This is a genomic window from Streptomyces sp. NPDC041784 (assembly GCF_055591025.1).
Map to the genome: position 1 here is coordinate 141,446 of NZ_JBVJAB010000008.1, position 24,852 is coordinate 166,297.

At 70.8% G+C, this 24,852-nt stretch carries 22 protein-coding genes; 3 read left to right on the forward strand and 19 right to left on the reverse strand.

Translation table 11 applies throughout. The annotated features are described in order from the left end of the window. Window positions 1–102 precede the first annotated feature (102 nt). From ACZ6D7_RS19230 to ACZ6D7_RS19245, 4 genes are all read right to left on the reverse strand, one after another. Window positions 103–1,458, reverse strand: a complete 1,356-nt coding sequence (locus ACZ6D7_RS19230) for a replication-associated recombination protein A (RefSeq protein WP_469491786.1) — start codon at window positions 1,456–1,458, stop codon at window positions 103–105. A gap of 43 nt (window positions 1,459–1,501) precedes the next feature. Further along, the gene (locus tag ACZ6D7_RS19235) at window positions 1,502–2,161 is read right to left on the reverse strand and encodes a vitamin K epoxide reductase family protein (protein WP_469491788.1); all 660 of its coding nucleotides are present in this window, start codon (window positions 2,159–2,161) and stop codon (window positions 1,502–1,504) included. A gap of 395 nt (window positions 2,162–2,556) precedes the next feature. Further along, the gene (gene hisS / locus ACZ6D7_RS19240; RefSeq protein WP_469491790.1) at window positions 2,557–3,819 is read right to left on the reverse strand and encodes a histidine--tRNA ligase; all 1,263 of its coding nucleotides are present in this window, start codon (window positions 3,817–3,819) and stop codon (window positions 2,557–2,559) included. A 13-nt stretch (window positions 3,820–3,832) separates the two neighbouring features. Then, window positions 3,833–4,549, reverse strand: a complete 717-nt coding sequence (locus ACZ6D7_RS19245; RefSeq protein WP_469491793.1) for an MBL fold metallo-hydrolase — start codon at window positions 4,547–4,549, stop codon at window positions 3,833–3,835. A gap of 209 nt (window positions 4,550–4,758) precedes the next feature. On the opposite strand from ACZ6D7_RS19245, the gene ACZ6D7_RS19250 reads away from it, so the two are divergent. Together ACZ6D7_RS19250 and ACZ6D7_RS19255 are read left to right on the forward strand one after the other, a co-directional pair. Further along, the gene (locus ACZ6D7_RS19250) at window positions 4,759–5,574 is read left to right on the forward strand and encodes a peptidylprolyl isomerase (protein WP_469491795.1); all 816 of its coding nucleotides are present in this window, start codon (window positions 4,759–4,761) and stop codon (window positions 5,572–5,574) included. Window positions 5,575–5,717: 143 nt separating this feature from the next. Beyond that, window positions 5,718–6,947: a DUF349 domain-containing protein gene (locus ACZ6D7_RS19255; protein WP_469491797.1), complete on the forward strand. Its 1,230-nt coding sequence runs from the start codon at window positions 5,718–5,720 to the stop codon at window positions 6,945–6,947. Between the two features lie 78 nt (window positions 6,948–7,025). Here ACZ6D7_RS19255 and ACZ6D7_RS19260 read toward each other — a convergent pair whose 3' ends face one another. The 15 genes from ACZ6D7_RS19260 to pgsA all read right to left on the reverse strand — a co-directional run bounded on the left by ACZ6D7_RS19260 (window position 7,026) and on the right by pgsA (window position 22,273). Further along, a complete protein-coding gene (locus ACZ6D7_RS19260) occupies window positions 7,026–9,554 on the reverse strand; it encodes a RelA/SpoT family protein (protein WP_469491799.1) in 2,529 nt (842 codons plus the stop codon). 195 nt (window positions 9,555–9,749) lie between these two features. After that, window positions 9,750–10,289, reverse strand: a complete 540-nt coding sequence (locus ACZ6D7_RS19265) for an adenine phosphoribosyltransferase (protein ID WP_469491801.1) — start codon at window positions 10,287–10,289, stop codon at window positions 9,750–9,752. Then, the gene (gene secF, locus ACZ6D7_RS19270) at window positions 10,286–11,377 is read right to left on the reverse strand and encodes a protein translocase subunit SecF (RefSeq protein WP_469491803.1); all 1,092 of its coding nucleotides are present in this window, start codon (window positions 11,375–11,377) and stop codon (window positions 10,286–10,288) included. Before secF ends, ACZ6D7_RS19265 begins: the two co-directional genes overlap by 4 nt. A 3-nt stretch (window positions 11,378–11,380) precedes the next feature. Continuing rightward, window positions 11,381–13,162: a protein translocase subunit SecD gene (secD, locus tag ACZ6D7_RS19275; protein WP_469491805.1), complete on the reverse strand. Its 1,782-nt coding sequence runs from the start codon at window positions 13,160–13,162 to the stop codon at window positions 11,381–11,383. A gap of 131 nt (window positions 13,163–13,293) precedes the next feature. Next, a complete protein-coding gene (yajC, locus tag ACZ6D7_RS19280; RefSeq protein ID WP_469491808.1) occupies window positions 13,294–13,818 on the reverse strand; it encodes a preprotein translocase subunit YajC in 525 nt (174 codons plus the stop codon). 251 nt (window positions 13,819–14,069) lie between these two features. Further along, entirely contained in the window at window positions 14,070–15,140 is a 1,071-nt protein-coding gene (ruvB, locus tag ACZ6D7_RS19285) for a Holliday junction branch migration DNA helicase RuvB (RefSeq protein WP_469491810.1), read from the reverse strand. A 10-nt stretch (window positions 15,141–15,150) separates the two neighbouring features. Then, the gene (ruvA, locus tag ACZ6D7_RS19290) at window positions 15,151–15,756 is read right to left on the reverse strand and encodes a Holliday junction branch migration protein RuvA (protein ID WP_469491812.1); all 606 of its coding nucleotides are present in this window, start codon (window positions 15,754–15,756) and stop codon (window positions 15,151–15,153) included. Beyond that, window positions 15,753–16,301 carry a crossover junction endodeoxyribonuclease RuvC gene (gene ruvC / locus ACZ6D7_RS19295; protein ID WP_469491814.1) on the reverse strand — a complete coding sequence of 183 codons (549 nt, stop codon included), beginning with the start codon at window positions 16,299–16,301 and terminating at the stop codon, window positions 15,753–15,755. The genes ruvA and ruvC overlap by 4 nt, the downstream gene beginning before the upstream one ends. A gap of 125 nt (window positions 16,302–16,426) precedes the next feature. Continuing rightward, a complete protein-coding gene (locus ACZ6D7_RS19300; RefSeq protein WP_469491816.1) occupies window positions 16,427–17,179 on the reverse strand; it encodes a YebC/PmpR family DNA-binding transcriptional regulator in 753 nt (250 codons plus the stop codon). 48 nt (window positions 17,180–17,227) lie between these two features. Beyond that, on the reverse strand, window positions 17,228–17,833 hold the full coding sequence (gene pdxT / locus ACZ6D7_RS19305) for a pyridoxal 5'-phosphate synthase glutaminase subunit PdxT (RefSeq protein WP_469491818.1): 606 nt from the start codon (window positions 17,831–17,833) through the stop codon (window positions 17,228–17,230). Between the two features lie 6 nt (window positions 17,834–17,839). Next, a complete protein-coding gene (gene pdxS / locus ACZ6D7_RS19310; RefSeq protein WP_469491820.1) occupies window positions 17,840–18,745 on the reverse strand; it encodes a pyridoxal 5'-phosphate synthase lyase subunit PdxS in 906 nt (301 codons plus the stop codon). Between the two features lie 154 nt (window positions 18,746–18,899). Next, a complete protein-coding gene (locus ACZ6D7_RS19315) occupies window positions 18,900–19,442 on the reverse strand; it encodes a LemA family protein (protein ID WP_469491822.1) in 543 nt (180 codons plus the stop codon). A 58-nt stretch (window positions 19,443–19,500) separates the two neighbouring features. Further along, window positions 19,501–20,673, reverse strand: coding sequence for a glycosyltransferase family 4 protein (locus ACZ6D7_RS19320; RefSeq protein ID WP_469491825.1), 1,173 nt, complete (start codon window positions 20,671–20,673; stop codon window positions 19,501–19,503). Next, complete coding sequence (locus tag ACZ6D7_RS19325; protein WP_469491827.1) at window positions 20,670–21,578, reverse strand: phosphatidylinositol mannoside acyltransferase; 909 nt, start codon at window positions 21,576–21,578, stop codon at window positions 20,670–20,672. The genes ACZ6D7_RS19320 and ACZ6D7_RS19325 overlap by 4 nt, the downstream gene beginning before the upstream one ends. After that, window positions 21,575–22,273, reverse strand: a complete 699-nt coding sequence (pgsA, locus tag ACZ6D7_RS19330; protein ID WP_469491829.1) for a phosphatidylinositol phosphate synthase — start codon at window positions 22,271–22,273, stop codon at window positions 21,575–21,577. The genes ACZ6D7_RS19325 and pgsA overlap by 4 nt, the downstream gene beginning before the upstream one ends. A 307-nt stretch (window positions 22,274–22,580) precedes the next feature. Here pgsA and ACZ6D7_RS19335 point away from each other — a divergent pair, with 307 nt between their 5' ends. Next, the gene (locus tag ACZ6D7_RS19335; RefSeq protein ID WP_469491831.1) at window positions 22,581–24,776 is read left to right on the forward strand and encodes an elongation factor G-like protein EF-G2; all 2,196 of its coding nucleotides are present in this window, start codon (window positions 22,581–22,583) and stop codon (window positions 24,774–24,776) included. Window positions 24,777–24,852 lie beyond the last annotated feature (76 nt).

A 24,852-nucleotide genomic window follows, 5' to 3' on the forward strand; every position in this document is an offset into this window, starting at 1 on the left:
TGCGCGACGCTCCTGGAGTCCGGCCACGAGGGCCGGGGCTCCGGCTGACCGTCCCGCTCTGACGGCACGGGACACAGCACTTCGGGCGATTCTACAGGGTGCTCAGGACCGCTTGCGACCGAGGTGCTTCCTGGTCCACTCCACGGCGTCCGCGTACCGCGCCTCCGCGCCGTGCCGGGTGGGGGTGTAGTACGCGCGGTCCTTGAGCGCGTCCGGCGCGTACTGCTGCTCGGCGATGCCCTCCGGCACGTCGTGCGGGTACACGTACCCCTGCGCGTGCCCGAGCTTGGCGGCGCCCTTGTAGTGCCCGTCCCGCAGATGCGGCGGCACGGGCCCGGCCAGTCCCTTGCGTACGTCGTCCAGGGCGGCGCCGATCGCGGTCGTCGCGGCGTTGGACTTGGGGGCCAGGGCGAGGGCGATGGTGACGTGGCTCAGGGTGAGGGCGGCCTCGGGGAAGCCGATCATGGCGACGGCCTGGGCGGCGGCGACCGCTATGGGGAGGGCGTTGGGGTCGGCCAGGCCGATGTCCTCGCTGGCGGAGATCATCAGCCGGCGGGCGATGAAGCGGGGGTCCTCGCCCGCCTCGATCATGCGGGCCAGGTAGTGCAGGGCGGCGTCGACGTCGGAGCCGCGGATGGACTTGATGAGGGCGCTGGCCACGTCGTAGTGCTGGTCGCCGTCGCGGTCGTACTTCACGGCCGCGCGGTCGACCGTCTGCTCCAGCGTCCGGAGGGTGATCTCGCTCTCGTCCTGGTCGAGGGCTGCTCCGGCGGCGGCCTCGAGGGCGGTGAGAGCGCGGCGGGCGTCACCGCCGGCGATGCGCAGCAGATGGGCCTCGGTGTCCTCGGGGAGGGTGACGGCGCCCTTGAGACCGCGGTCGTCGGTGAGGGCCCGGCGCAGCAGACCGCGCAGGTCGTCGTCGGTGAGGGGTTCGAGCGTCAGCAGGAGGGAGCGGGAGAGCAGCGGGGAGATCACCGAGAAGTACGGGTTCTCGGTGGTGGCGGCGATCAGCGTCACCCAGCGGTTCTCGACTGCTGGGAGGAGGGAGTCCTGCTGGGCCTTGCTGAAGCGGTGGATCTCGTCCAGGAAGAGGACGGTCTCCTTGCCGTAGCCCCCGGTGGCGCGGCGGGCGCCCTCGATGACCGCCCGGACCTCCTTGACGCCGGCGGTGATCGCGGACAGCTCCACGAACCGCTTGTTCGTCGCCTTCGACACGACGTACGCCAGGGTCGTCTTGCCGGTGCCGGGCGGTCCCCAGAGGATCACGGAGGAGGGGCCGGCCGGGCCCTTGGCGCCCTCGCCGACCAGGCGGCGCAGGGGGGAACCCGGTTTCAGCAGGTGCTGCTGGCCCACGACCTCGTCGAGGACGCGCGGGCGCATCCGGACCGCCAGGGGACTCCCCGCGGGGTCCTTCTCCTGGCGTTCTTCTGCTGCGGCGGTGAACAGGTCGGGCTCCACGCTGAAACCCTAAATCACCGCACTGACAACGCGGCCCGCGCTGTCAGCTGGTCCAGAACTCCCACCAGCGGGTCAGGATCAGCATGCCGATGATGCCGATGTGCAGCACGGGCACGACCCAGGTGAACTCGCCGAAGAAGCTCTTCAGCCAGCCCGGGGCCGGCAGGAAGCCGTTGCGGACGTTGAAGGAGGTCACGTACCAGAACATGATGATCGTGGCGACCCAGGCGAGGCAGCACCACAGGCACAGGGCGTTGATCCGGTACAGCGACTGGAACTGGAGCCAGGTGCAGAAGGCCACGCCGAAGAGCGTGCCGAAGTTGAAGGTGAGCCAGTACCAGCGCGGGAAGCGGGCGCGGGCAAGCAGGCTCATGCCGACGCCGATGACGATGCCGTAGGCGACGAGGCCGAGCATCGGGTTGGGGAAGCCGAAGGCGGCGGCCTGCTTGGACTCCATGACGCTGCCGCAGGAGACGATGGGGTTCAGGCTGCACCCGGGGACGAAGGTCTTGCCGTCGACCTTGGCCTCGAGGAGCTTGAACTTGTCGATCGTGATGACCCACGCGGCGAGCAGACCGGCCGCGCCGGTGATCAGCAGCAGGATCGCGAACGCGCGGCTGCCGCCCACCGACCCGGGCGCGGACGCGGTGGCGCGCTCGGGCTCGGACTCCGTGGAGACGTCTTTGACTGTCGTCTTGCTCATCACGCCGATCCGTCGCTTGAGAGTTGGACCACCTTCGGGCAGGGCCATTGTGCCGCACCGGGCCGGGTCTCCACCGTTCGGTGGACATAAGGAAGCACGCCCGGCCGTCCCGGGGCGCACGATTCCGGCCGCCGCCCCACAAGCAGGAACCCGCACGCGCGCGTGAACCCGTACGCGCGCGCACGCGCGGTGAACAGCGCCGACCTGGGGATCCGCGTCGGCGCGGAGATCCTCCACGGCGCCCGCGCGGGGCGCGCAGGTGTCGGAATCGTCCGTCAGGACGAATCGGTGCCCGCGGAGTTGACGGTCCGCCAGGGCAGCGACGTGGCGGCTGCCCCGGCGACGGGACGGACAAGGGCGGCGCGGGGGCCGAAACCCCCTCGCCGCCCCCGCCGTCAGCCCAGCCTCGACTCCAGCTCCGCCACGATCTCGTTCACGCCGATCGCCGTCTGCTCGCCGGACTCCATGTCCTTGAGCTGGACGACACCGTCGGCGAGATCGCGTTCGCCGGCGATGAGCGCGTAGCGCGCCCCGCTCCGGTTGGCGTTCTTCATCGCGCTCTTGAGCCCCTTCGCCCCGAAGGAGAAGTCCGCCGCGACCCCGAGCTTGCGCAGCTCCGTGACCTTCGCGAACAGCAGCCGCCGCGCGTCCTCGCTGAGCGGCACCGCGAAGACGGCGGTCGAGGACGGCAGGTCCAGCTCGACCCCCTCCGCCTCCAGCGCGAGCACCGTACGGTCGACGCCCAGGGCCCAGCCCACGGACGGCAGCGAGGGACCGCCGATCATCTCCGACAGCCCGTCGTAGCGGCCGCCGCCGCCCACCGCGGACTGCGAGCCCAGCCCGTCGTGGACGAACTCGAAGGTCGTCCGGGTGTAGTAGTCGAGGCCGCGGACCAGCTTCGGGTCGTCCTCGAAGGCGACGCCCGCGGCCGTGATCAGCTCACGGACCTCCTCGTGGTACGCCTTGCAGGCGTCGCAGAGGTAGTCGCGCAGCAGCGGCGCGTCCCCGAGCTGCTTCTGGACCGACTCGCGCTTGTCGTCCAGGACGCGCAGCGGGTTGATCTCCGAGCGCCGGAGCGTGTCCTCGTCGAGGTCGAGCCCGCGCAGGAAGTCCTGGAGCGCGGCCCGGTAGACCGGCCGGCACTCCTGGTCGCCCAGCGAGTTCAGCAGGATGCGGAAGTTCCTGAGCCCCAGCGAGCGGTACGACTGGTCGGCCAGGATGATCAGCTCGGCGTCCAGCGCCGGGTCCTCCGCCCCGATCGCCTCGGCGCCCACCTGCGAGAAGTGGCGGTAACGGCCCTTCTGCGGGCGCTCGTAGCGGTAGTACGAGCCGGAGTACCAGAGCTTGACGGGCAGGTTGCCCGCCTTGTGCAGGTTGGCCTCGAGGGCGGCGCGCAGCACGGACGCGGTCCCCTCGGGGCGCAGGGCCAGCTGGTCGCCGCCCTTGGTCTCGAAGGCGTACATCTCCTTCGTCACGATGTCCGTCGACTCGCCCACACCGCGCGCGAAGAGCTCCACGCTCTCGAAGCCGGGCGTCTCGACGTAGCCGTAGCCGGAGTTGCGCAGCGGCGCGGCGATCGCCTCGCGGACGGCGAGGTACTTGGCGGAGTCGGGCGGCAGCAGGTCGTAGGTGCCCTTGGGGGCCTTGAAGGTGCTCACGGAAGGTCTCTCGTCACATTCCTCGTCGGGGAGGGGCCGAAGGGCCCGCTCCCTGGCCGGCGGCCGCCACCTGTCGCAGGTACGGGTTGGCGGCGCGCTCCTGGCCGATGGTCGTCTGGGGGCCGTGGCCGGACAGCACCACGGTCGAGTCGTCGAGCGGCAGGCACACGCGGGCCAGCGAGTCGAGCATCTCGGCCATGTCACCGCCGGGCAGGTCGGTGCGTCCGATGGAGCCGGCGAAGAGCAGATCCCCGGAGAAGAAGACCGACGGGATCTCGGTCGTCTCGGGCATCCGGAACGTCACCGACCCCTTGGTATGGCCCGGTGCGTGCGCGACCGAGAGCTCCAGCCCGGCCAGTTCCAGCCGCGCGCCGTCGGTCAGTTCACGGACGTCGTCCGGCTCCCCCACGGTCAGCTCGCCCATCAGCGGCATCCCGATGGACCGGCCGAGCGCCTTCTCGGGGTCGCTCATCATGTACCGGTCCTCGGGGTGGATCCAGGCCGGCACGTCGTGCGCGCCGCACACCGGGACGACCGAGGCCACATGGTCGATGTGACCGTGGGTGAGGACGACGGCGACGGGCTTGAGCCGATGCTTCCTGATCGCTTCCTCGACTCCGGGGGCCGCCTGGTGGCCCGGGTCGATGATCACGCACTCCTCACCGGCGGCGGGGGCGACGAGATAGCAGTTCGTCCCCCAGGCCCCGGCGGGGAACCCGGCAATGAGCACGATCGTCCTTCGTTGTGTCGATACGGGAGGGCTTGTCGACGCCCCGCGGGAGGCCTCGACGGTCTTCACCTGTGGTCAGAGACTACCGGCGCTGCCGTTTCCTCAGCGAACCCATATACGGTACGGGGCACACGCGGGCGGTCGGCTCACAAGACGCACGCGTCCCAGTCGACGGACAAGACGCACGAGACGCACGAGGAGAGAACCCGGTGGTCACCCAGGAACAGCGGAAGCGTCAGCTCGCCCGGGAGAAGTTCTTGCGGCAGCAACAGCGCCGCACGGCCGCGCGACGCAAGTCACGCGTGCGCAACTCGGTGATCGCGTCGGTGCTCGGCGTGATCGTGGTGGGCAGCCTGGCGCTCTACACGACGGGCGTCCTGAAGGACGACGACAAGGCGAACGCGAGCTCGGAAACCACCCCGTCCGCCACGCCCGGCGCCGTCAAGGACCCGTGCGAGAAGGCCGCTTCCGGGAAGGTCGAGGAACTGACCTGGAAGAAGGAGCCGGCGATGACCATCGACAAGTCGGCCGACTACACGATGAAGCTGGCGACGACGTGCGGTGAGATAGACATCGCGCTGAAGACGGCCGCGGCCCCGCACACGGTCAACTCGTTCGACTTCCTGGCGGGCAAGGGCTACTTCGACCACACCAAGTGCCACCGGCTCACGTCGAGCGGCATCTACGTGCTCCAGTGCGGCGACCCGACGGGCACCGGCAGCGGCGGCCCCGGCTACACGATTCCGGACGAGAACCTGAAGGACAAGAGCCTCAAGGACAACGTCTACCCGGCGGGCACGGTCGCGATGGCCAACACCTCGCAGCCGAACACCGGCGGCAGCCAGTTCTTCCTCGTCTACCAGGACAGTCAGCTCCCGCCCAGCTACACACCGTTCGGTACGGTGTCGGCCGAGGGCATGAAGGTCCTGCAGAAGATCGCCGCCGCGGGCGAGAACACCGGCGCCGGTGACGGTGCTCCGAACGCGACCGTAGTGATCGACAAGGCGACGGTCACGAAGTCCTGACATCCAGGCGGCCAGCAGCGGAATTTCGGTCGCGCTGGATGCGGACAGGCGCCCTGCCGGTCGCCTATGTTGGCCGTGACGAAACTGTGGACGATGCCCAGGGGCACTGAAGCCCCTCGCAGGCATCATGTGGAGGAGGCGCTGTGAGCAGCGACCCGTGGGGCCGCGTCGACGAGACGGGGACCGTGTACGTGCGTACGGCCGACGGCGAGCAGGTCGTCGGTTCCTGGCAGGCCGGTTCCCCCGAGGAAGCCCTGGCCTACTTCGAGCGCAAGTACGAGGGCCTGGTTGTCGAGATCGGCCTCCTCGAGAAGCGAGTACAGACCACCGACCTGTCGGCGAAGGACGCCCAGGTCGCCATCGACCACATCCGCGAGCAGGTCGACGCGCATCACGCGGTCGGCGACCTGGACGCGCTGCGGGTCCGGCTGGACAAGCTGGTGGCGACCGTGGAGTCCCGCCGGGAGGAGCGCAAGCAGCAGCGTGCCAAGCAGTCCGACGAGGCCCGCAAGGCCAAGGAGGACCTGGTCGTCGAGGCCGAGCAGCTCGCCCAGTCCGACCAGTGGCGGGCGGCCGGTGAGCGGCTGCGCGCCCTGGTGGACATCTGGAAGGGCCTGCCGCGGCTGGACCGCAAGTCGGACGACGAGCTGTGGCACCGGTTCTCCCACGCGCGCTCGGCGTTCTCCAAGCGCCGCAAGGCCCACTTCGCGCAGCTCGACGCGCAGCGCGAGGAGGCCCGCCGGACGAAGGAGCGGCTGGTCGCGGAGGCCGAGGCGCTGTCGGGTTCGACGGACTGGGGTCCGACGGCCGCGCGCTACCGCGAGCTGATGGCGGACTGGAAGGCCGCGGGCCGCGCGCAGCGCGAGCACGAGGACGACCTGTGGAACCGCTTCCGCGGCGCCCAGGACGTCTTCTTCGCCGCCCGCAGCTCGGTCTTCGCCGAGCGGGACGCGGAGCAGTCGGAGAACCTCAAGCTCAAGGAGGAGCTGGCCGAGGAGGCCGAGAAGCTCCTGCCGATCGGCGATCTGAAGTCGGCGCGGGCCGCGTTCCGCACGATCAACGAGCGCTGGGAGGCCATCGGCCATGTCCCGCGGGACGCGCGGCCGAAGGTGGAGGGCCGGATGCACACCGTGGAGCGGGCGCTCCAGGAGGCCGAGGAGGCCGAGTGGCGCCGGACGAACCCGGAGGCACGCGCGCGTGCCGAGGGTCTCACCGGTCAGCTCCAGGCCGCCGTGGACAAGCTGAGGGCGCAGATCGAGCAGGCCCGCGCCCAGGGCAACTCCGCCCGCGCCGACAAGCTGGAGCGCGAGCTGGAGGGCCGCCAGGCCCTGCTGGACCAGGCCCTGAAGGGTCTCCACGAGTTCGGCGGCTGAGCATCGCCCGACGCAGGCACACAGCGAGAGGCCCCCGTACGGGTGTACGGGGGCCTCTCGGCGTTCTCGCGGCGTTCCCTAGGGCCGGCGGGCCGACGTCACCCGGTAGACGTCGTAGACGCCCTCCACGCCCCGTACGGCCTTCAGGACGTGGCCCAGGTGCTTCGGGTCGCCCATCTCGAAGGTGAAGCGGGACGTCGCGACCCGGTCGCGGGAGGTCTGGACGGCGGCGGAGAGGATGTTGACGTGCTGGTCGGACAGCACGCGGGTGACGTCCGAGAGCAGCCGGGAGCGGTCCAGCGCCTCGACCTGGATGGCGACCAGGAAGACCGAGGACTGGGTGGGCGCCCACTCGACCTCCAGAATGCGCTCGGGCTCCCGGGACAGTGACTCCACGTTGACGCAGTCGCTGCGGTGAACCGATACGCCACTACCGCGGGTGACGAAGCCGATGATCGGGTCGCCGGGGACGGGCGTACAGCAGCGGGCCAGCTTGACCCAGACGTCGTCGACACCCTTGACCACGACACCGGGGTCCTGGTTGCTGCGCCGCTTGCGGCTGCGGCCGTGCGACGGCGGTACCGCCTCGTCCATCTCCTCGGTGGCCGCCTCCTCGCCGCCGAGCGCCTGCACCAGCTTCTGTACGACGTTCTGCGCGGCCACATGGCCCTCGCCGATCGCCGCGTAGAGCGAGGAGATGTCCGGGTAGCGCATCTCGTGCGCGAGGGTGACCAGCGAGTCGCCGGTGAGGATGCGCTGGATCGGCAGGTTCTGCTTGCGCATCGCGCGGGCGATGGCGTCCTTGCCCTGCTCGATCGCCTCGTCGCGGCGCTCCTTGGAGAACCAGGCGCGGATCTTGTTGCGGGCCCGGGGCGACTTGACGAAGCCCAGCCAGTCGCGGGACGGGCCGGCCCCGGCCGCCTTGGAGGTGAAGACCTCCACCAGGTCACCGTTGTCCAGCGTGGACTCCAGCGGGACGAGTCTGCCGTTGACCCGGGCCCCTATGGTGCGGTGGCCGACCTCCGTGTGGACCGCGTAAGCGAAGTCCACGGGGGTGGCACCGGCGGGCAGCGCGATGACATCACCCTTCGGGGTGAAGACGAAGACCTCGTTGCGGGAGAGGTCGAAGCGCAGGGACTCCAGGAACTCGCTGGGGTCCTCGGTCTCCTTCTGCCAGTCGAGCAGCTGGCGCAGCCACGCCATGTCGTTGAGGTGGTCGTCCTTGCCCTTGCCCGCCTTGGGCACGTCGGTACGCACCTTGGAGGCGCCGGCCACGGCCTCCTGCTTGTACTTCCAGTGCGCGGCGATGCCGTACTCGGCGCGGCGGTGCATGTCGAACGTACGGATCTGGAGTTCGACCGGCTTGCCGTTGGGCCCGATGACCGTCGTGTGCAGCGACTGGTACATGTTGAACTTGGGCATCGCGATGTAGTCCTTGAACCGCCCCGGAACCGGGTTCCAGCGGGCGTGGACGGTGCCCAGGGCCGCGTAGCAGTCGCGGACGGTGTCCACCAGGACGCGAATGCCCACCAGGTCGTAGATCTCCGCGAAGTCACGGCCGCGGACGATCATCTTCTGGTAGACGCTGTAGTAGTGCTTCGGGCGGCCGGTGACGGTCGCCTTGATGCGGGCGGCACGCAGGTCGGACTGGACCTCGTCGGTCACTATGGCCAGATACTCGTCACGCTTCGGTGCCCTTTCGGCCACCAGCCGGACGATCTCGTCGTACATCTTGGGGTAGAGGATCGCGAACGCGAGGTCCTCCAGTTCCCACTTGATGGTGTTCATGCCGAGGCGGTGAGCGAGCGGCGCGTAGATCTCGAGGGTCTCGCGCGCCTTCTTCTCCTGCTTCTCACGCTTGAGGTAGCGCATGGTGCGCATGTTGTGCAGGCGGTCGGCGAGCTTGATGACCAGGACCCGCGGGTCCTTGGCCATGGCGACGACCATCTTGCGGACGGTCTCGGCCTGCGCGGCCTCGCCGAACTTGACCTTGTCCAGCTTGGTGACGCCGTCGACGAGCAGGGCGACCACGTCGCCGAAGTCACGGCGCAGGTCGTCCAGGCCGTACTCGGTGTCCTCGACGGTGTCGTGCAGCAGGCCCGCCATGAGGGTGGCCGGATCCATGCCGAGTTCGGCGAGGATCGTGGTCACCGCGAGGGGGTGCGTGATGTACGGGTCGCCGCTCTTGCGCTTCTGGCCCCGGTGCCAGCGCTCGGCGACCTGGTAGGCCTTCTCGATCTGACGCAGGGTCGCCGTCTCGATCTTGGGGTCGTTGCTGCGGACTATGCGCAGCAGCGGTTCCAGGACCGGGTTGTAGGGGTTGGCGCGCTGGACGCCGAGCCGGGCGAGACGGGCGCGGACGCGGTTGGAGGAGCCGGAGCGGGCGGACGGCTGCGCCGCCGCGGGGCGGGCGGCGGGCGTGGCGCCGGGGCGCTCGGGCGGGGCCGGCTTGGGTCGGGGCTGCTCGGCCGGCTTGTCGACGGGCGCTGAACGGTCGTGTTCGACCGGCCCGCGGCTGTCGCTCTGCGCGTGCGCCGCGGGCGTGGCCGCCGGGCCCGAGGCGGACTCGGGCTTGGCTGCGGTCAGGTGCTGGGCCTCGTCTGGCAAGAGGACTCCTCGTGCGCGATCCGGGTCCCCCGGTCAGGCTCCGGAGGACCCATCGTAGCGATCCTGGGCTCCAGGATCGCCTTCAGGCCGATGTGAGGGCCGTCTACCTGGGAAACACGAGGGGCGGGCGCCGGATTCCTCCGGGCCCGCCCCTCGGGCGTACGACGGTTCGTACCACGGTTCGTACGACGGTTCTCAGACCGTCAGCAGCGCCTCCAGCGGGGCTCCGTCCAGTGCCGCCTCCAGGCGGGGGCGGCCGGCGAGGAAGCTCAGTTCCATCAGTACGGCGACGCCCGCGACCTCGGCGCCCGCACGGTGGATGAGCTGGATCGACGCCTCGGCGGTGCCGCCGGTGGCCAGCACGTCGTCGACCACCAGGACGCGGTCGTCGGCGGAGAGGTCCTCCGCGTGCACCTCGATCTCGGCCGAGCCGTACTCCAGGTCGTAGGCCTGGCTGAGGGTGGCTCCGGGGAGCTTGCCCGCCTTGCGTACGGGGATGAAGCCGAGGCCGGCGCGGACCGCGACCGGGGCGCCGAGGATGAATCCCCGGGCCTCCAGGCCGATGACCTTGGTGGCGCCGGTGCGCTCGGCGATCTCGGCGAAGGCGTCGGTGAGCGCGGTGAACGCCGCCGGGTCCGCCAGGAGCGGAGTGATGTCCTTGAACATCACCCCCGGCTCCGGGTAGTCCGCCACATCACGGATGCGGCTGAGCAGCAGCTCCTTGATGTCGGTCATCGGCGCTTCCCGGAGGGACGACGACGGCTGCGCGGCGCGGACTGGTCGCGCGGTCCGACGACTGCGGGGGTGGCGTCCTCGTCGTCGTACCCGTGGGAGACGGCAACGTCCTCGCCGGCCGCGGCCTGGGCGCGCTTGGCCAGGACACGCTTCCTCAGGGCCTTCATCTGCGGCTCGCGCTCCTTGAGGTCGGCGACGAGCGGCGTGGCGATGAAGATCGACGAGTAGGCACCGGCCGCGAGGCCGACGAACAGCGACAGCGAGATGTCGTTGAGCGTGCCGGCGCCGAGGAAGCCGCCACCGATGAAGAGCAGGCCCGCCACCGGCAGCAGCGCGACGACCGTGGTGTTGATCGAGCGGACCAGGGTGCCGTTGATCGAACGGTTGGCGACCTCGCTGTAGGTGAAGCGGGTCTGCTTGGTGAGGTCCTTCGTCTGTTCCTTGAGGGAGTCGAAGACGACGACCGTGTCGTACAGCGAGTAACCGAGGATGGTCAGCAGACCGATCACGGTTCCCGGCGTGACCTCGAAGCCGACGAGGGCGTAGATGCCGACCGTGATGGTGATGTCGTGGATCAGGGCGACGAGCGCCGCGATGGCCATGCGCCATTCGAAGGCGATCGCCAGATAGATCACGACCAGGACCATGAAGATCGCCAGGCCCTGCCAGGCCTTGTCGGCGATCTGGTCGCCCCAGCTGGGACCGACCAGGTCGGCGGCGATCGACTCCGGGTCGACCTTGAAGTCCTCGGCCAGTTCCTGCTTGATCTGGTCGGACTGCTGGGTGTCCATGCCGGCGATCTGGATGCGCAGCGTGCCGTTGCCCAGCTTCTGCACGACCGCGTCATGGCCGGACGCGTCCCGCGCGTACTCCTCGGCCTGGGAGACGGAGACGCTGGTCTTCTCGGTGGTGAAGACGGCGCCGCCCTGGAAGTCGATGCCCATGTTCAGGCCGCGCACCGCCAGGCCGACGATGGCCGTGATGGTGATCAGGATCGAGATGCTGTACCAGAGCTTGCGGTGGCCGATGAAGTCGTAGCTGATCTCGCCGCGGTGCAGTCGGGCGCCGAGGTTGCCGAGTTTCGACATCGCTCACGCCTCCTTCGTGTCGACAGGGCCGGCACCAAGACCGGAGGGACGGCGGGTACGGCGCAGCGGCGGCTTGGCACCCAGGCTCTTGGGGTCGAGCCCGGACCACTTGTGGCCGTCGGCGAAGAACTTCCGGCGGGCGATGAGCGTCATCAGCGGCTTGGTGAAGAAGAAGACCACGACCACGTCGAGGACGGTGGTGAGACCCAGCGTGAACGCGAAGCCCTGGACCTTGCCGACCGTGACGATGAAGAGCACCGCGGCGGCGAGGAACGACACGAAGTCGGAGACCAGGATGGTGCGCCGGGCGCGCGGCCAGGCCCGCTCGACGGCGGGCCGCAGGGTGCGGCCCTCGCGGATCTCGTCGCGGACGCGTTCGAAGTACACGATGAACGAGTCCGCTGTGATGCCGATGGCGACGATGGCCCCGCAGACGGCGGGCAGGTTCAGCGCGAAGCCGATGGCCGGGCCGAGCAGCGCCATGAGCACGTAGGTGAGAGCCGCGGAGACGAGCAGCGAGGCGATCGCGATGAGCGACAGACCGCGGTAGTAGGCCACCAGGTAGATGACGACCAGGGCGAGGCCGATGGCACCGGCGAGCAGACCGGCGCGCAGCTGGTCACCGCCGAGCGCGGCGGTCACCGTGGTCACGCTCTGCTCCTTGAAGGAGAGCGGGAGCGCGCCGTACGACAGCATGTTGGAGAGGTTCTGGGCCTCCTCCTGCGTGAAGCTGCCGGAGATCTGCGCCTGGCCACCGGTGATGGAGGTGCTCACGTACGGGCTGGAGACGACCTCGCCGTCGAGGACGATGCCGAACTCGTTCTGCGGCTGGGTGTTCTGCGCGAGCTGGCCCGTGATGTCCGCGAACTTGTCGGCGCCCTTGGAGGTGAAGGTCATCGTGACCTGCCAGCCGGCGGCGGTCTGCGTGTCGTAGACCGCCTGGGCCTTCTTGACCTCGGTGCCGTCGACGGCGGCCGGGCCGAGCAGGTACTTGTACCAGACCTTGTCGATCTCGCCGCAGGCGACGGTCGCGTCGCCGGGCTTGACGCCGTCGCCGGCCTTGGCGCGGACGGACTCCTTGGAGCAGTCCAGGGCCGCGTACTTCGCCTGGAGGGCGGCGTCGTCGGCGGTGACGGCCGCGTCGCTCGCCGACGCGGACGGGGTGGCGGATGCCTTGGCGGAGTCACTGGCGGACGCCGACGGGGTGGCGTCGGCCTTCAGCGCGTCGGTGACGGCGCGGCCCTGCGAGGTGGCGTCGGCCGACGGGGACGTCGAGGAGGTCGCCTTCTCGCCGGTGGACCCGGTGGCGCTGGGTGACGCGCTCGGCGAGGCGCTGGACGTGCCGCTCGCGGACGCGCTGGGCGAGGGGGCGGCGGCGGAGCCGGTGGCCTCCTGCGCCAGGACCGGACGGAAGTACAGCTTGGCGGTGGTGCCGACCTGCTCCCGGGCTTCCTCGGAGTTCGTGCCCTTGGGGATGTTCACGATGATGTTGCGATCGCCCTGGGTCTGCACCTCCGCCTCGGAGACGCCCAGGCCGTTGACACGGCGGTTCATGATCTCGACCGCGGTGTCCATGTTGGCCTTGTTGATCGCGGAGCCCTGGTCGGCCTTCGCCTCCAGCGTGATGCTGGTACCGCCGGCGAGGTCGATGCCCAGACGCGGTGTGGTGTGCCCGGTGGCGAACATGCCTCCGGTCAGCGCCACGATGGCGATCAGGATCAAGGCCAGCGAGCGCCCTGGCTTGCTCTGGGCGCTCGCGCTCCGGCCCTTCTTAGGTGCTGCCACCTTCTCGTACTCCCTCTCGGGCCGCCTCGCGCCGGGTCAGCGCGGCGGCGGCCATGACATGTAGTCGGGATCTCCGGCGAGATGCGCACGCCCCGGGGCACACGGGTGATCCGTGTGCCCCGGGGTCGTGACTACTTCTTCGCGTCGGAGTCGCCGTCGGTCTTCTCCGGCTCCTCGTCGGCCTCGGCCTGCTGGGCCTCGGGCTCGGCGGCCTTCTCCTTGACCTCGTCGGGCCCGTCCTTCTTGCCGAGGTCGACGGACTTGTCGTCGGAGGCGGCGGCAGCTTCGTCGGCGGAGCCGTCGGTGTCGGCGGACTCGGTGAGGGAGGAGGCGTCGTCCGGGACGACGTGGGAGTCGGACTTCAGATCGTGCTCGATGCCGTGGACGATCCGGTTGTACTCGTCGTCGGTCAGGACGGCACCGATGGAGTTCTTGGCGAAGAGCAGTTCCACGCCCGGACCGGCGTCGAGGAGGACCGTGTCGTCACTGACCTCCTTGACCGTCGCGTACATGCCCCCGATGGTGCGGACGCCACTGCCGGGCTGCATTTGATTCCGCATGTCGGCCGCCTGCTGCTGCTTCTTCTTGGCCGACCGGGTCATCAGGAACATGGCCCCGATGAGCACGATGAACGGGAGGAGGGTCACGAGACTCACGGGTCGGTACTTCCTTCACACGACCGCGATGGTGAGCGGCCTGATGGATGGGGGTATGTGCGCTGCCGACAAGGGCGGCATCGGCGGAGTCTAAGCGAGTCCGCGTGCATGGAACAACGCTCAGCATGGCACCTGGGTTCCTGGCCCCGCGAATGCCCCCGCCGATGACCTGCCGATGGCGCGCCGATGGGCCGTCTGTGACCCAGCCGTGCCCTGGTGGGCGCCCCGCCGGCCCCGGCCGCCCCTTCTTGTCACGTCCCGAACAGGTCCGGTTGTCCGTTTCCGGCGGCGGTGCGCGGCGGGGTGAGACCGAGGTGCGCCCAGGAGGCCGGGGTCGCGACGCGGCCGCGCGGGGTGCGGGCGAGGAGCCCTTCGCGCACGAGGAACGGCTCGGCGACCTCCTCGACGGTCTCGCGCTCCTCCCCCACCGCGACGGCGAGCGTGGACAGGCCGACCGGGCCGCCGCCGAACAGCTTGAGCAGGGCCTCCAGGACCGCGCGGTCGAGCCGGTCCAGGCCCCGGGCGTCGACCTCGTAGACGGCGAGGGCCGCCGAGGCGATCTCGCGGTCGATCACGCCGTCGGCCTTGACCTGCGCGTAGTCGCGGACGCGGCGCAGCAGGCGGTTGGCGATGCGGGGGGTGCCGCGGGAGCGGCCGGCGATCTCGGCGGCGCCGGCGGTGTCGATCTCGACGTCGAGGAGGTGCGCGGAGCGGTGGACGACCCGCTGGAGTTCCGCGGGCTCGTAGAACTCCATGTGCGCGGTGAAGCCGAAGCGGTCGCGCAGCGGGGGCGGCAGCAGACCCGCGCGCGTGGTGGCGCCGACCAGGGTGAAGGGCGGAAGTTCGAGCGGGATGGCGGTGGCGCCGGGGCCCTTGCCGACGATGACGTCGACGCGGAAGTCCTCCATCGCCATGTAGAGCATCTCCTCGGCGGGCCGGGACATGCGGTGGATCTCGTCGAGGAAGAGGACCTCGCCCTCCTGGAGGGAGGAGAGGATCGCGGCGAGGTCGCCGGCGTGCTGGATGGCGGGGCCGGAGGTGATGCGGATGGGGGCGCCCATCTCGGCGGCGATGATCATCGAGAGGGTCGTCTTGCCGAGGCCGGGGGCGCCGGAGAGCAGCACGTGGTCGGCGGTGGCGCCCCGCGCGCGTGCTGCGCGCAGGACGAGGTCGAGCTGTTCGCGGACCTTCTCCTGGCCGATGAACTCGCCCAGGTCCTTGGGGCGCAGGGCGGCCTCGACGGCCTGGTCCTCGCGGTCGGCGACAGGGCCCACCAGCCGCTCGCCGGCGGCGTCGGTGTCGGTCGTGTCGTCCCAGTTCACTGACGTTCTCCTAGCGGGCGCGGTTCAGGGTCTGCAGGGCGGCCTTGAGCAGCTGGCCCACCTGGGGCGCGCCCTGCGCGGCCTCGGCCTGGGGTGTCACGGCGGCGATCGCCTCGTCGGCCTCGCGGGTGGCGTAGCCGAGGCCGATCAGGGCGGCGTGCAGCTGCTCGCGCCAGCCGCTGGTGACCGGGGTGCCGACCGCGGGAGCGCCGATCGGCTCGCCCAGCCGGTCCTTGAACTCCAGCAGCAGCTTCTGCGCGCCCTTCTTGCCGATGCCCGGCACGGCCATGAGCGCCTTCTCGTCCCCTGCGGCCACCGCTCGGCGCAGGGCGTCCGGCGTGTGCACGGCCAGCATGGCCTGGGCCAGGCGGGGTCCCACACCGGTCGCGGTCTGCAGCAGTTCGAAGATCTGGCGTTCGTCGTCGTCCGCGAAGCCGTACAGGGTCAGGGAGTCCTCGCGTACGACGAGGGAGGTGGCGAGCTTGGCCTGCTGCCCGAGCCGGAGCGCGGACAGTGTGTTCGGCGTGCACTGGACGGCCATGCCGACTCCGCCCACCTCGACCACCGCGGCGTCGGGAGCGAGTGCGGCGACCGTGCCGCTGACGAAGGCGATCATGCCGTACGGCCTTTCGATGTGGTCGGTGCTGTGGCCGCGTGGAGGGCGACGGCCTGCTGCAACCGGTTCTGCGCGGGGGCGCGCCAGATGTGGCAGATGGCGAGGGCGAGGGCGTCGGCGGCGTCGGCCGGCTTGGGGGGTGCGTCGAGCCGGAGCAGCCGGGTGACCATGGCGCCGACCTGGGCCTTGTCGGCGCGCCCGCTGCCGGTGACGGCCGCCTTGACCTCGCTGGGCGTGTGCAGGGCGACCGGGATGCCGCGCCGGGCGGCGCAGAGCATGGCGACGGCGCTGGCCTGGGCGGTGCCCATCACGGTGCGGACGTTGTGCTGGCTGAACACCCGCTCCACGGCGACGAATTCGGGCCGGTACTCGTCGAGCCAGTGCTCGATGCCCTGCTCGACGGCGACCAGGCGCAGGCCCAGTTCCGCGTCGGACGGTGTGCGGACGACGCCCACGCCGAGCATGGTGAGCGGCCGGCCCGGGACCCCCTCGACGACACCGACACCACATCGCGTCAGTCCGGGGTCCACCCCGAGTACGCGCACGCGCCCCTCCCTTTCGATCGCCGGTTCGTGCAGGCTATCGGGTGCCACTGACAGCGGCCGACACAGCGACGGGCCGACGGGGTGTGTCCCGTCGGCCCGTTCGGCCTGTGCGGCGCGCGGCGGCGTTACGCGTCGACCTTCTCCATGATCTCGTCGCTGACATCGAAGTTGGCGAAGACGTTCTGCACGTCGTCGCTGTCCTCGAGCGCGTCGATCAGCTTGAAGATCTTCTTGGCGCCCTCCTCGTCCAGCTCGACCTGCATGGTCGGGACGAAGTTGGCCTCGGCGGAGTCGTAGTCGATCCCGGCGTCCTGGAGGGCGGTGCGGACCGCGACCAGGTCGGTGGCCTCGCTGAGCACCTCGAAGGACTCGCCCAGGTCGTTGACCTCCTCGGCACCCGCGTCCAGGACGGCACCCAGCACGTCGTCCTCGGACAGCTCGCCCTTGGGGACGATGACGACGCCCTTGCGGTTGAAGAGGTACGACACCGAGCCCGGGTCGGCCATGGAGCCGCCGTTGCGGGTCATGGCGACGCGGACGTCGGAGGCGGCGCGGTTGCGGTTGTCGGTGAGGCACTCGATGAGCACCGCGACGCCGTTCGGGCCGTAGCCCTCGTACATGATCGTCTCGTAGTCGGCACCGCCGGCCTCGAGACCGCCGCCGCGCTTGATCGCGGAGTCGATGTTCTTGTTCGGAACCGACTGCTTCTTCGCCTTCTGGACGGCGTCGTACAGCGTCGGGTTGCCCTCGAGATCCACGCCACCCATGCGCGCCGCGACTTCGACGTTCTTGATCAGCTTCGCGAAGAGCTTGCCGCGCTTGGCGTCGATCACGGCCTTCTTGTGCTTCGTCGTAGCCCATTTAGAGTGGCCGGACATCTGCCTGTCTCCTTCGCGTTACCCATCCACTAACGAACGCCAGAGATCCTACAAGGACTCCGCCGGTCGGTTCGCGCGCACCATGTCCACGAACAGGGCGTGCACGCGGTGGTCGCCGGTCAGCTCCGGGTGGAACGACGTGGCGAGCGCGTTGCCCTGGCGGACCGCGACGATGTGGCCGTCGTGTTCGGCGAGCACCTCGGCCGCGGCGCCCACGGACTCCACCCAGGGGGCGCGGATGAAGACGCCCTCCACAGGATCGCCCTCGACGCCCGCGACGTCGACCGCCGCCTCGAAGGACTCGTTCTGCCGCCCGAAGGCGTTGCGGCGCACGATCATGTCGATGCCGCCGACGGTCTCCTGGCCCGAGCGCGGGTCGAGGATCTTGTCGGCGAGCATGATCAGGCCCGCGCAGGTGCCGTAGACGGGCATACCGGCCCGCACGCGCGCGCGGAGGGGCTCCATCAGGCCGAACAGGACGGCCAGCTTGGAGATGGTCGTGGACTCGCCGCCCGGGATGACCAGGCCGTCCACCTCGGCGAGCTCCTCGGGGCGCCGCACCGGCCTGGCCACGGCGTCTGCCGCGGCCAGGGCGATGAGGTGCTCCCGTACGTCGCCCTGGAGGGCCAGGACGCCTATGACGGGTGTGCTCATGGGTGACTACCAGCCGCGGTTGGCGTAGCGCTCGGCCTCGGGGAGGGTGTCGCAGTTGATGCCGACCATGGCCTCGCCCAGGTTGCGGGACGCGTCCGCGATGATCTTCGGGTCGTCGTAGAAGGTGGTGGCCTTCACGATGGCGGCGGCGCGCTTGGCCGGGTCGCCGGACTTGAAGATGCCGGAGCCGACGAAGACGCCCTCGGCGCCGAGCTGGCGCATCAGCGCGGCGTCGGCGGGGGTGGCGACGCCACCGGCGGAGAACAGCACGACCGGGAGCTTGCCGAGTTCGGCGACCTCCTTGACGATCTCGTACGGGGCGCGCAGTTCCTTGGCGGCGGCGTACAGCTCGTTGTTGTCGTAGCCGCGCAGGCGGGCGATCTCGTTCTTGATCTGGCGCAGGTGGCGGACGGCCTCGACGACGTTGCCGGTGCCGGCCTCGCCCTTGGAGCGGATCATCGCGGCGCCCTCGGCGATGCGGCGCAGGGCCTCGCCCAGGTTGGTGGCACCGCAGACGAAGGGGGTGGTGAAGGCCCACTTGTCGGAGTGGTTGACCTCGTCGGCCGGGGTGAGGACCTCGGACTCGTCGATGTAGTCGACGCCGAGGGACTGGAGCACCTGGGCCTCGACGAAGTGGCCGATACGGGACTTGGCCATGACCGGGATCGAGACGGCCTCGATGATGCCCTCGATCATGTCCGGGTCGGACATCCGGGCCACTCCGCCGTCCTTGCGGATGTCGGCCGGGACCCGCTCCAGGGCCATGACGGCGACGGCGCCCGCGTCCTCGGCGATCTTGGCCTGCTCCGGCGTCACGACGTCCATGATCACGCCGCCCTTGAGCTGCTCGGCCATACCGCGCTTCACGCGTGCGGTGCCGATCTCGGGGGCCTGGTTCTCGGTGCTGGACACGGGTTGACCTCACTGAAGTGAAAGAGGGTTTCTGCGAACACCGAGGAAACGCGAGCCGACCAGTCCACAGCAAGGGCCAATGGAAAGCCGGTGGATCCTTTTCCCGGTGGATCCTTATTTCGGCCCCCACCCCGGTCGGAACCGCCGAGTCGGCTCAGGCCGCCCGCTCGGACAGGGCCGGCGGGGGTTCGTCGTCCATTTCGAAGGCCATCGGGAAGGGGGCGTGGCCCGCCAGGCGGAACCAGCGGACCTTGCGGTGTTCGCGCAGGCGGCGGGCCGCGCCGACGGCGTCGTTGTGGAAGCGCCGGGCCATCGGGACGCGGCGGACGGCCTCGGTGAGTTCGCGGGTCGTCGCCTCTCCCCCGGGCGCCTCGCGTACGGCGTCCACCTGTGCCGTGTCCGCGAAGACCGCCCGCAGCGCCTGGCTCAGCTCGCTCTCGGCGACCTCCCGCTGCTCCTCCTCGGTCTGCCGGGCGGCGTGCGCGGCCTCGTACAGCACGATCGAGGCGGCCGGGTCGAGCACTCCGGAGGTGGCCAGTTCCTGGGCCACGGACGCCCGGCGCAGCAGCTGGGCGTCCAGCGCGGCGCGGGTGGCGTCGATCCGGGCGTGCAGACGGTCCAGCCGCCCCGCCGTCCAGCTCAGGTACAGGCCGATCGCGACGAGGACGACGAGGGCCCAGATGAGGGTTGCGGTCACGGGCGGCAAGGCTACCGGTGCGGGTGCGGGCGGCCCCCGTCAGGCACCTGGGGCCGGCTCAGTCCCGGGCCAGTCCGAGCCGTGCCCGCAGCCCCGGGGAGCCCCGGTCGTCGTCGGCCGCGGCCACCGCCGCCGCTCCCGCCGTCACCGTCTCGTACACCGACAGGATGTCCGCGCCGACGGTCGACCAGTCGAAGCGCCGTACGTGGGCGCTGCCCCGCGCGCGCAGTTCGGCCCGTCGCGCGGGGTCGCCCAGGAGCCGCACCGCCGCCTCGGCCAGCGCGTCCGCGTCCTCGTTGGCGAAGAGTTCGCCCGCCGCGCCCTGGTCGAGGACCTGGGCGAAGGCGTCGAGGTCGGAGGCGAGCACCGGCGCCCCGGCCGACATGGCCTCGACGAGGATGATGCCGAAGCTCTCGCCGCCGGTGTTGGGGGCGACGTACAGGTCGACGCTGCGCAGGAAGCGGGCCTTGTCCTCGTCACTGACCATGCCGAGGAACTCCACGCGCGTGCGCAATTCCTTCGGCAGACCGGCCACCGCCTCCTCCGCGTCGCCGCGCCCGGCGACCAGCAGCCGGGCGTCCGGCCGCTCGGCGAAGATCCTCGGCAGGGCCTTCATCAGCACCGGCAGGCCCTTGCGGGGCTCGTCGATCCGGCCGACGAAGCCGAGCGTCTCGCCCTGCCACTCGGCCTTGGGCTCGGCCTCGGCGAAGAAGTCCACGTCGACGCCGTTGGGGATGACGACCGCGTCGCCGCCGAGGTGCTCGACCAGGGTGCGGCGGGCGTACTCGCTCACGGCGATCCGCGCGCTGATCTTCTCCAGGGCGGCCTGGAGGATCGAGTACGCGGCGATCATCGCGCGCGAGCGCGGGTTGGACGTGTGGAAGGTGGCCACGATGGGCCCCTGCGCCGCCCAGCAGGCCAGCAGGCCGAGCGAGGGCGAGGTCGGCTCGTGGATGTGGATGACGTCGAAGGCGCCGTCGTGCAGCCAGCGCCGCACCCGCGCGGCGCTCAGGAAGCCGAAGTTCAGCCGGGCCACCGACCCGTTGTACGGCACCGGCACCGCGCGCCCGGCCGAGACGACGTACGGCGGCAGCGGGGTGTCGTCGTCCGCCGGGGCGAGCACGGACACCTCGTGGCCGAGCCGGATGAAGTACTCGGCGAGGTCGCGGATGTGGAATTGGACGCCGCCCGGCACGTCCCAGGAGTACGGGCAGACGATGCCGATCCTCACGAGGACCTCTTGGTGGGATCGAGGTCCGAGAGCCACAACCGCTGAAGCATGTGCCAGTCCTCCGGGTGGTCGGCGATGCCCGAGGCGAAGGCGTCCGCCAGCGCCTGTGTCATCACAGACGTCTTTTCGGCACGGGTACCTGAGTCGGGTACCTCGATCGGGGGATGGACACGGCCCCGCATGACGGGCGATTCGTCGTACCAGAGCGTGACGGGGAGCAGCAGGGCGCCGGTCTGCTGGGCGAGCAGGGCCGGGCCCGCGGGCATGGTCGCCGTGTCCCCGAAGAACGTCACCTCGACGCCCGAGGCGGACAGGTCGCGCTCGGCGACCAGGCAGACGAGTCCGCCGTCGCGCAGCCGCCGGGCCAGGGTGCCGAAGGCGGTGCCGCCGCTGTGCGGCAGGACCTCCATGCCGAGGCCCTCCCGATAGGCGACGAAACGGTCGTACAGCGTCTCGGGCCGGAGGCGTTCGGCGACCGTGGTGAACGGGGTCTTCAGCTCGGTGGTGACCCAGGCGCCGGCCAGGTCCCAGTTCGCCATGTGGGGCAGCGCGAGGACGACGCCCCGGTCGGAGGCGATGCCGTCGGTCAGGTGGTGGAGGCCCTCGGGCTCGAAGCCCGTGCGGATCCGCTCCTCGCTCCACGCGGGCAGCCGGAACGACTCCATCCAGTACCGCAGGTACGAGCGCATGCCCGCGCGCGACAGCTCGGCCAGCCGCTCGGGGCTCGCACCGGGCACCACGCGCGCGTAGTTGCTCTCCAGCCGCCGCACGCCCTTGCCGCGCTTCTTCCACGCGAGGTCGGCGATGGACCGCCCGAGGCGTACGGCGACCGGCTCGGGGAGTTTTTTGACGGTGCTCCAGCCGAGGCCGTACAGCGCGTCGCTCAGGCGCTCCTGGGGGCTCACTTCGCCGCCTCACTCCCCTGGGAGGCGTTCTCGGCGCTGTCGGCGTCGTCCTGGCCGGCCTCGGCGGCCTCCGCCTCGGCCGACTCGCGCCGGACCGTGACGACCCGCTGGATCAGGGTGACCAGGCTGCCGACGGCGACGATCCACAGCGCGACCGGCAGCAGGTACTGGATGCCCGGCACGCCGAACGCGTGCAGACCGGCGAGGCCGGCCGCGACCAACGAGATCACCAGGCGCTCGGCACGCTCCACGAGTCCGTTGACCGCGACCGGCAGGCCGATCGACTCGCCGCGCGCCTTGGTGTACGACACCACCTGGCCGCTGGCCAGGCAGAAGATCGAGACGGCGCACAGCGCGATGTCGTCGCCGCCACCGGCGTACCAGAGCGCGAGGCCGCCGAAGATCGCGCCGTCGGCCACGCGGTCGAGCGTGGAGTCCAGGAAGGCGCCCCAGCGGCTGGAGCGGCCCAGCTGACGGGCCATGTTGCCGTCGACCAGGTCGGAGAACACGAAGAGCGTGATCACGACCGTGCCCCAGAAGAACTCGCCCCGGGGGTAGAAGACCAGCGCTCCCGCGACCACGCCGGCAGTGCCGATCAGGGTGACCGTGTCGGGGCTGACCCCCCGCCTGATCAGAAACGAGGCGAACGGCGTGAGAACACGCGTGAAGAAAGCACGCGCGTACTTGTTCAGCATGGCCTTCCCGAGGGTCGGTGTGGCCGCGGCCCCTGCTGGCCACCGGCTGGCCCATCGTAGCCACGCGCGCGTGTGTGCGACGGGCGGGCACCCGCAGCACGTGTCACGGGGGCGCGGCATCCAGGTCACGGCCCGGTCGCGCACCGCCCTCACCAGGGGCGCGAGGCCCCGTCGCGTCCGTCGTATGGACGCGGGGTGACGGGAGTGGAAAGCTCGAAGGACCGCGGGCGTCGCCGGAGCCGCCATCGCACGCGGGGCCGTCGTGCCCGCGCCCCCAATGACCTCACCGTGCACGGGAGGCAAGGAAATGGGCGACAAGGCGAACACACACCCCGGAGCCGCCGGCAGGGCTACGGCGGCCGACCACCCCGCGTCCGTACGGAATGTGGTGCTGGTCGGCCACTGCGGATCGGGCAAGACGACATTGGTGGAGGCTCTCGCGCTGACAGCGGGAGCGGTGAACCGGGCGGGCCGTGTGGAGGACGGCGGCACCGTCTCGGACTACGACGAGATCGAGCACCGGCAGCAGCGCTCGGTACAGCTCTCCCTGGTGCCGGTCGACTGGGACGGCATCAAGGTCAATCTTCTGGACACCCCCGGATACGCCGACTTCGTCGGGGAACTCAGGGCCGGTCTGCGTGCGGCGGACGCGGCCCTCTTCGTCGTCTCGGCGTCGGACGGCGTGGACGGCTCGACCCGCATGGTGTGGGAGGAGTGCGCGGCGGTCGGCATGCCGCGCGCGATCGTGGTCACGCACCTGGAGTCCGCGCGCGCGGACTTCGAGGAGATGACCCGCGTCTGCGCGGAGACGTTCGGCGGCGACGATCCGGACGCGGTCCTCCCGCTGTACCTGCCGCTGCGCGGCCCGCAGGCGCCCGACGGGCACGCGCCCGTGACCGGTCTGACCGGGCTGCTGTCGCAGCGGCTGTTCGACTACTCCTCCGGCACGCGCGAGGAGTCCGAGCCGAACGAGGACCAGTTGCCGGCCATCGAGGAGGCCCGCAACCGGCTGATCGAGGGGATCATCGCCGAGAGCGAGGACGAGACCCTCATGGACCGCTATCTCGGCGGCGAGCAGATCGACGTCAAGACGCTGATCGAGGACCTGGAGCGGGCGGTCGCCCGCGGCTCGTTCTTCCCCGTCCTCGCGGCCGCGCCCGCGACCGACGGCGCCCGGCAGGGCATCGGCACGGTCGAGCTGCTGGAACTGGTCACACGGGGCTTCCCGACGCCCCTGGAGCGCGAGGCGCCCCTGGTGACCACGGTCGATGGCAGGGCGCGCGAGCTGAAGCCGTGCGATCCGGACGGTCCGCTGGTCGCGGAGGTCGTGAAGACCTCCTCCGACCCCTACGTCGGCCGCGTCTCGCTGGTCCGCGTCTTCTCCGGCACCCTGCGCCCCGACGAGACCGTCCATGTCTCCGGACACGGCCTGGCCGACCGCGGGCACGAGGACCACGACGTGGACGAGCGCGTCGGCGCCCTGACCGCGCCCTTCGGCAAGCAGCAGCGGGCGCTGACGCACTGCATCGCGGGCGACCTCGCGTGCGTGGCGAAACTCGGCCGCGCGGAGACCGGCGACACGCTCTCCGCCAAGGACGACCCGCTGCTGATGGAGCCCTGGCAGATGCCGGACCCGCTGCTGCCGCTGGCCATCCAGGCGCACAGCAAGGCCGACGAGGACAAGCTCTCGCAGGGGCTGTCCCGACTGGTCGCCGAGGACCCGACCATGCGCCTGGAGCAGAACCAGCAGACCCACCAGGTGGTCCTGTGGTGCCTGGGCGAGGCGCACGCGGACGTCGCCCTGGAGCGGCTGCGCTCCCGGTACGGCGTCCAGGTCGACGTCGTGCCCCACAAGGTGTCCCTGCGGGAGACGTTCGCGGACCGGTCGGCCGGGCGCGGGCGGCACGTCAAACAGTCCGGCGGGCACGGGCAGTACGCGATCTGCGAGATCGAGGTGGAGCCGCTGCCGGGCGGTTCGGGCATCGAGTTCGTGGACAAGGTCGTCGGCGGCGCGGTGCCGCGGCAGTTCATCCCGTCCGTCGAGAAGGGTGTCCGGGCGCAGGCGGCCAAGGGCATCGTGGGCGGGCATCCGCTGGTCGACGTGCGGGTCACGCTGCTCGACGGCAAGGCGCACTCGGTGGACTCCTCCGACGCCGCGTTCCAGACGGCGGGCGCGCTCGCGCTGCGGGAGGCGGCGGCCGACGCGCGGATCCATCTCCTCGAGCCGGTGGCCGAGGTGACCGTGCTGACCGGCGACGACTACGTGGGCGCCGTGATGAGCGATCTGTCGGGGCGGCGCGGCCGGGTGCTGGGCACCGAGCAGACGCCCGGCGGGCGCACGCTCGTACGGGCCGAGGTGCCCGAGATCGAGATCGGCCGGTACGCGGTCGACCTGCGGTCCCTCTCCCACGGCACGGCCCGCTTCCACCGCGCGTACGCCCGGCACGAGCCGATGCCGCCCCAGGTGGCCGACAAGGTGCGCCAACAGGCGCAGGACGGATAGCAGTTGGGACTGGGCCGCACTCAAGTGGCCTGTGGGGACGATGATCCTCCGCATCGGCGGGCGGCTGCGGCCGTCC

Bases quoted from the DNA above. Each gene is read 5' to 3' on its own strand.
- ACZ6D7_RS19235 (WP_469491788.1), bottom strand. From the start codon at position 2,161: ATGAGCAAGACGACAGTCAAAGACGTCTCCACGGAGTCCGAGCCCGAG.
- ACZ6D7_RS19265 (WP_469491801.1), bottom strand. From the start codon at position 10,289: ATGACCGACATCAAGGAGCTGCTGCTCAGCCGCATCCGTGATGTGGCG.
- secF (WP_469491803.1), bottom strand. From the start codon at position 11,377: ATGTCGAAACTCGGCAACCTCGGCGCCCGACTGCACCGCGGCGAGATC.
- ruvA (WP_469491812.1), bottom strand. From the start codon at position 15,756: ATGATCGCCTTCGTCAGCGGCACGGTCGCCGCACTCGCTCCCGACGCC.
- ACZ6D7_RS19300 (WP_469491816.1), bottom strand. From the start codon at position 17,179: ATGTCCGGCCACTCTAAATGGGCTACGACGAAGCACAAGAAGGCCGTG.
- pdxT (WP_469491818.1), bottom strand. From the start codon at position 17,833: ATGAGCACACCCGTCATAGGCGTCCTGGCCCTCCAGGGCGACGTACGG.
- pgsA (WP_469491829.1), bottom strand. From the start codon at position 22,273: ATGCTGAACAAGTACGCGCGTGCTTTCTTCACGCGTGTTCTCACGCCG.
- ACZ6D7_RS19335 (WP_469491831.1), top strand. From the start codon at position 22,581: ATGGGCGACAAGGCGAACACACACCCCGGAGCCGCCGGCAGGGCTACG.